Source organism: Acetonema longum DSM 6540, assembly GCF_000219125.1.
In the GTDB taxonomy this organism is placed as follows: Bacteria; Bacillota; Negativicutes; order Sporomusales; family Acetonemataceae; genus Acetonema; species Acetonema longum.
This window is the reverse complement of record NZ_AFGF01000038.1, coordinates 21,652-27,754: the sequence shown is the minus strand read 5'-3', so window position 1 is coordinate 27,754 and position 6,103 is coordinate 21,652. Positions and strand designations below refer to the sequence as shown.

Sequence of the window (6,103 nt, the reverse complement as noted above, 5' to 3'; positions counted from 1 at the left end):
AGGAAAATCCGGGTTTTTGGCGTTAAGCTTATCTTTCGTCTCGAATCTGAGATCTTTTTAATGGCTCCCTATGTGAAAACGGATATAAAACGTGGTTCCGTGGTCTGATGACTCTACTTGAATCGTTGCATTATGGCGGTGAGCGATGCTGAAGCAGACGGCCAGTCCCAGTCCTGTTCCATGTTCTTTGGTGGTAAAAAAGGGAGTGCCTAATTTTTCGATACATTCACGGCTGATGCCGCAGCCCTGATCGATAATCGACAAGAGGACCTCGTCTCCTTCGGCCCGGGTCCGGATGGTCAGGTTTTTTCCCGGCTGCATGGCTTCAATCCCATTGCGGGCGATATTCAGGATCATTTGACGGATCTCTTTTTCATTCAGCAAGAGATCCGGAATCTGCCCCAGATCCATGGAAACAGATTTATTCTCCACAATGGCGTTGGCCTGGATGAGAGGGGCCAGCATCCGGATGACATCGTTTAAATTATGTACTTCCAGCTCGATCGACTTACTCTTGGCCAAAGAGAGAAACTCCGTGATGATACTGTTGGCCCGGTCCAGTTCATCAATCATAATATCATAATATTCCCGATTTTCCTGGGCCTTGCCGCGCATAATCTGCAGAAAGCCCCGGATCGTTGTCAAAGGATTTCTCACTTCATGGCCGATACTGGCAGCTAATTCTCCAATCAAATGCAGACGTTCAAACCGGGCCATCTCTTTTTCTAAAAACTTCCGCTCACTGACATCCCGGGCAATGGACAATACCGCCGGTTTGCCTTCCAGGTAAAAAAGCTGGACGTGACTTTCTGTAGGAATGATTTTGCCGCTTTTAGACACCTGCAATAGATCAACCAGAGCGCTATGCTGCTGCTCCAAAGTCTTGATAATGGCGGCAAACTCTTCACAGCTGGAACCTTTGCAGATATCCAGAGGCGTCAATTCCATTAATTCCGGGCGAGTATAGCCCAGTCTCTTACAGGCGACTTCATTGACCTCAAGAAACCGGCCCGGCGTGCCGTCAGCCTGAATGTCCCAGATCAGCACCGCATCCGTGATATGATTAAACAAAAGACGATATCGTTCTTCACTTTGCCGCAGAGCCGCCTCCACCTGCCGACGTTCCTCCAGCTCCCGCTGCAGGCTCTGATAAAGGTTGGCATTGGCTAAGGCAACAGAAGCCAATTCGGCAAAACGGCATAAATAGGTCAATTCGTCCCGGGCGAATTTTTTGCCTGCCTTACAGTGAGCCAGGCCTAATACTCCTACAATCTGATCGCCGGTCCTAAGAGGAACCCCGGCGACCGCGGCGACCGAGTCCCAGTACGCTCCCTGGACCCGGTTGGACCAATTGGCATAATCGTGAACCACCAGCGGTTCACCGGTCTGCCAGACCCTGCCGCCCAAAGCTTCCCCTTTGGCTAGGCTAAGCCATGTCATTGGCTCATATATGCCTAAGCCAAATTTAAGTTTCAGTTTTTGCCCTTCAGAATCCACTAAAAAGAGAAAGCCATCCTCCGTGTTAATGAGAGCGGCGGCTTGTTTCAAAATAGTAACCAGCAGTTTTTCCCAGTTGTGGTGATCTATCAAGGCGACAGCTGTCTCCTGCAGCAGATGTAAATAAAAATTCTGGCGGATCAGCTCTGCCTCAGTCTGTTTGCGCTGATCTACCTCAGTCAACAATTGCGCCTCCGACAATTCCAGCTCGGCAATCCTTTGCTGACATACAGCCACATCCGCCAGCAAATCCGAAGCAAGCAGTTTCTTTTCTATCACCCGTTTATCACGCCCCATATAGATCAAAAGTTCTCTTACAAAACTCCTGTCTTATTTTTTCCGTCAATAGAATTATTGTGAAAATAAGTCTATCTGGTATTTCAGGACGCTTTCCCATCTCTTAGGGATACTAATATATTACATAAATTACATATTTGACATATTTGACACAAAATTCAAATTCCCTCCTACAATTCTTTACAAATAGTAAAATAATTACCTTAATTTCCATCTGTCACCTTGAGCCGTCTTCTTTCTTACTGCTGCCTGTTTGCCCATCAGGCGACTGCCCCATAAGAGAGCCATATCAATGATCTCACACAAAGATACTCCCAGGATAATCAGCCCTATAGCGATCCGCTCGCCCATCCCGGCACCTCTCTCTCCCTGTACCGCCTATCTGACAAGCAGTGGGCGGGACAATTGATATAAATACGTCAGCAAAAACAGCATTAAACCGGCTATCGCTCCTACCAGGGAACCATTAATCCGGATCCAGTCCAGATCGTCCCCGACCTTGGCGGCGACAAAGGCGTTCAGCTCCTCATCCGACAAGGATTCCAAAGCATCTTTCACCAGTTCGCCGATCATCCGGTGTTCACTGGCCACTACCTGGGCGAGTGCTTCCTGGATGTAAGCCTCGAACCAATTTTGCCGGATCTCGTCCTGACGAAACAGGTTCCAGTATTTTTCCATATGCCAAACCAGGCCGGCCACGAGCGGGCTCACTCCCGGCAGGACCAGCGCCTGTTCCAGCGTCGCCGGGCGGCCTGCTAAATAACCATCTATATGCAGCGATTCTTCCCGGACATGGTGCAGCCCCAGTTCCAGAAGTCTTTTTACTATTTCGGCAAAAGGAATCCGCTCCAAAATGTCCATTTTCCAGGCGTCTACATCTTGCTGCCACTGGGGATTGGTCTCCAGTTCAGTAACAACCAAAACCAGCTTTTGCCTTAACCACTGCCTGAGGGGATGATCCGGCTGCTCCATCATGGTCAGCTCCCGCACCAGTTGCTGCTGCAGCGTTTCAGCCGCCTCGTCCAGATTCACAATATCCAGCGCCCCCAGCACCGGAGCAAAGATCCTGCCCCACCAGGAGCTTTCCGTTTTCTCCTGGGCATATTGGGCAATGTGGAAACGGATCTGCTGCCGGGCAGCAGGTGTTGCCGCCGCCAGCTTCCAATCGGCAATCAGAAGGTGGATCCACCTTTCATCCTGACGTTCGGCTAAAAGCCAGCGGGCGATTTCAGCAATATAACCGGACAGTGCCAGGCGGTTCAGCTGCTGTTTCAGTATGTCGCCCAAATATTGAGAAGCCTTCTCCCCATTGATACCCTGCAATATCTGTCGGAAATCCCGCTCGGCCAGGCTGATCAACGGCAAAATGCCGCCTCTGTCTTCCACCCAGTTGATGAGCAGAGACACAAACCGGATGCGTCCCAATTCCCGCCCCAGGGCTTCCCGTGAGAGGAACTCTTCCTCCACTGCCGTGGAAATGGACTGAATCAGTTTTTCCCGATTGCGCGGAATCAGACCGGTATGATAGGGAAACCCCAGAGGTCTTCTAAATAAAGCCGTCACCGCGAACCAGTCGGCAATCCCTCCCACCAGCGCCGCCTCGGCCACCTTAAAGCATAACTCACTCCAAAACCATCCCTGATAAAAATATTTAAACAGCACCGCCAGGATGAACAAGCCAAACACCCCGGCCAACACCTTATCAGCTTTGTTCTTCATAAGTCACCGCCTAGATCCAGTAGGTCAATAAATATACCGTCATTCCTGCCAGGCCTCCGACCACCGAGCCGTTAATCCGGATCATTTGCAAATCATTGCCTACCCGGCCTTCGATGAATTCCACCAAGTCCCGGTTCGAAAACTGATCCAGCCTGGCTTGAACCAGATTGCCCAGTTTCTTGTGGTATAGATCAATAAACTCCTCCAAGACGTTCCTGATCCATTCACCGATCCTGTCCTGCTGCTGCCGGTCCTGGCGAAAACAATCCATCAGCCGGTCCAATTGCTCGTCAATATCTTTTAACCAGCGGACCGCATCCTGGGGATGACTGGCAGCCCGTTGCTGCATATCCCGGACCAGCCGGGCCGCCAGCGGCGCCAGATCAACCCGGGCCATCATCCGCTCCTGCCACTCCGATAGTTTTGCCTGTACCGCCGGGTCGGTCCTGAGGGCTGCCGCCAGGGAAATCATTCGGTCTCTCAGACGCTGACGCAAGGGATGCTCCGGCTGTTTCAACTCTTCCAGCCAGTCAGAAAGTTTGTTCTGAGCCAGTTCGGCCAGCCGTTCCGGCGTGATATTGGCCAGCGCCGCCGCAATTTGGCGCATGGCTTTTTCTCCTTCATAGGCAATCAAAGCTTCCCGCAGTACCGAAGTTAACAGGATGCGCATTTCCGGACGGGCAACTATGGTCTTGAGTTCATCCAGGACATATTTCGCTGCCCGTTGATCATAGCCGTTGGCCAGCGACCATTCGCACACCTGGGCCAATACAGGCGCCAGTCTGATTCTGCCTGCCTCCCGCTGCAGAAGAATGCCAAGCACGCGTCCGGTCTCCTGAGAGTCCATCTTAGCCAGAATATCCAGGAGCAGCTTGTGGATCATCCGTTTCACCAGCCTGGCGCCGCCGCGCTCCTCCAGATAGGTCAGAATGATCCGGGGCATATCCTGCTCAGCCAGTTTGCGTTTGATATTCTCCTTGGTTAAGAGTTCCGCCTGGACCATTTGCACGATCATATCAAACAGCCTCCGGCGCTGACGCGGAATCACCGCTGTCCGCCAGGGGATCCCGAGAGGCCGACGAAACAAAGCCGATACCGCAAACCAATCAGCCAACCCTCCCACCATCGCCGCTCCGAAGCCGCTGGCCATCAAGCCGCCAAAAAAAGAATGCTGGCAAGGCAATGAAACCAGATATCCGGCCGTTGCCACTCCCAGCACTGCTGTCGCTTTGTATTGGTTCAGCATCTTTCCGCTCATATTTCAGTACCTCAATCACACTCTATACTCATCCAGCTTCCGGGAACGTTCAAAAAGGTTCAGATGCCAGGGAATAGTAAGAGAGACGCTCTGCATCTCCAAACAGCGCAGATGGGCCTTTTTCAACGGTCACAGCCACCTATAGGCAATGAATTCGCTCAGTATCGTTACCACATACGCCAGTCCATATTTAATCTTGCGCCAGCGATTCATGGACTCCAGCCGCAGTTCCATTCTCCAGGCCAAAAAACGCTGGCGGCTGGCCTTGAATAACAGTTTCTCCAAAGCAACCCGGGCCTCGGGATCATAGTCCTGGCCGATGGAGCCGTATTGGCGGACAATATCCCGCATTTCCAGTTCGATATCCCGCTTGTATCGTTCCAACCGGTAGGTGATATTATCACCGGCATGTTCCAACTTACTAATAGTCTTTCCGGTAAAAAACTGATACATCCAGCGAGGCACATTCAACAGCATCAAGCTGACCAGGACAATGGCCATAGACAAAAGAAAATACCAGGAGAAACGGAAGGTAAGGGCATTCGCGTTGAGATAATCCCGGAAAAAGATGACCATGGTGGAAACCCCCAGAGCAATGCCGGAAAGGAACAGCGCATCCACCCATTGGAGACGTTCCAGTTTTTGGGGCAGCTGATTCGGGCGGACTGGCTCAAAATCCGTACCGGCTTTTTCTATGCCTTCCGGCGACAGCAGATGCAGGTGCAGCGTAAGCAACCCTTTATCGGTCTCAGCCGCTACCACAAAAAAATCACTGGGTTTAACAGTGCCTGCCTCGTTGCGGAATACCGGCGTAAATTCACGGCGATAGGGCCAATACTCAGCAAAATCCAGGCGCATGCTTTCACCGGTCAGTCGCAGAAAAACCCCCTCCCGCATGGCGATAGGGTTCATGAGGAACCCGACAAGACTCAAGAGGATATAGGTAATGCGATCAGAAATAAAATTGGGCAGGATCGGCATTTTCATAAACCGTACTGCCGTCCATTCCAACAGCAGCGTCGATGTCTTGTGATCATGCCAGGCATCGGTAATACGGGCTTCGATATGCATTTGGATATAGTACCGGCTGATGATCTTGATCTCTATCTGATTGTTTTCTTCCAGTTCAACCGATAGATAGCGGATTCGGGGGTGGCGGTAAAATACCTGACGCAGCCAATTATTAATCGCTTTTTCGCTAAAAACGGCCTTGCCGGTCCTGATTTGCTCATCGACCGGCCGGAGCAGCAGCCGGTCCCCCATTGTCTGAGTCCCGTCAAGGAAGCCCAGGCGTTGACCCACTGCTTTCAGCGCATTGATCATGTCCATCAT

At 51.5% G+C, this 6,103-nt stretch carries 5 protein-coding genes; all 5 read right to left on the bottom strand.

Translation table 11 applies throughout. The features are described from left to right. Nucleotides 1-57: 57 nt before the first annotated feature. A complete protein-coding gene (locus ALO_RS20705) occupies nt 58-1,794 on the bottom strand; it encodes an ATP-binding protein (RefSeq protein ID WP_050806970.1) in 1,737 nt (578 codons plus the stop codon). Between the two features lie 198 nt (nt 1,795-1,992). Then, the gene (locus tag ALO_RS22340; protein WP_004573134.1) at nt 1,993-2,145 is read right to left on the bottom strand and encodes a hypothetical protein; all 153 of its coding nucleotides are present in this window, start codon (nt 2,143-2,145) and stop codon (nt 1,993-1,995) included. A gap of 27 nt (nt 2,146-2,172) precedes the next feature. Beyond that, nucleotides 2,173-3,513, bottom strand: coding sequence for a DUF445 domain-containing protein (locus ALO_RS04645; RefSeq protein WP_004573133.1), 1,341 nt, complete (start codon nt 3,511-3,513; stop codon nt 2,173-2,175). A 10-nt stretch (nt 3,514-3,523) separates the two neighbouring features. Continuing rightward, nucleotides 3,524-4,771: a DUF445 domain-containing protein gene (locus tag ALO_RS20700; RefSeq protein WP_004573132.1), complete on the bottom strand. Its 1,248-nt coding sequence runs from the start codon at nt 4,769-4,771 to the stop codon at nt 3,524-3,526. Between the two features lie 129 nt (nt 4,772-4,900). Beyond that, complete coding sequence (locus ALO_RS04635) at nt 4,901-6,103, bottom strand: hypothetical protein (RefSeq protein WP_004093354.1); 1,203 nt, start codon at nt 6,101-6,103, stop codon at nt 4,901-4,903.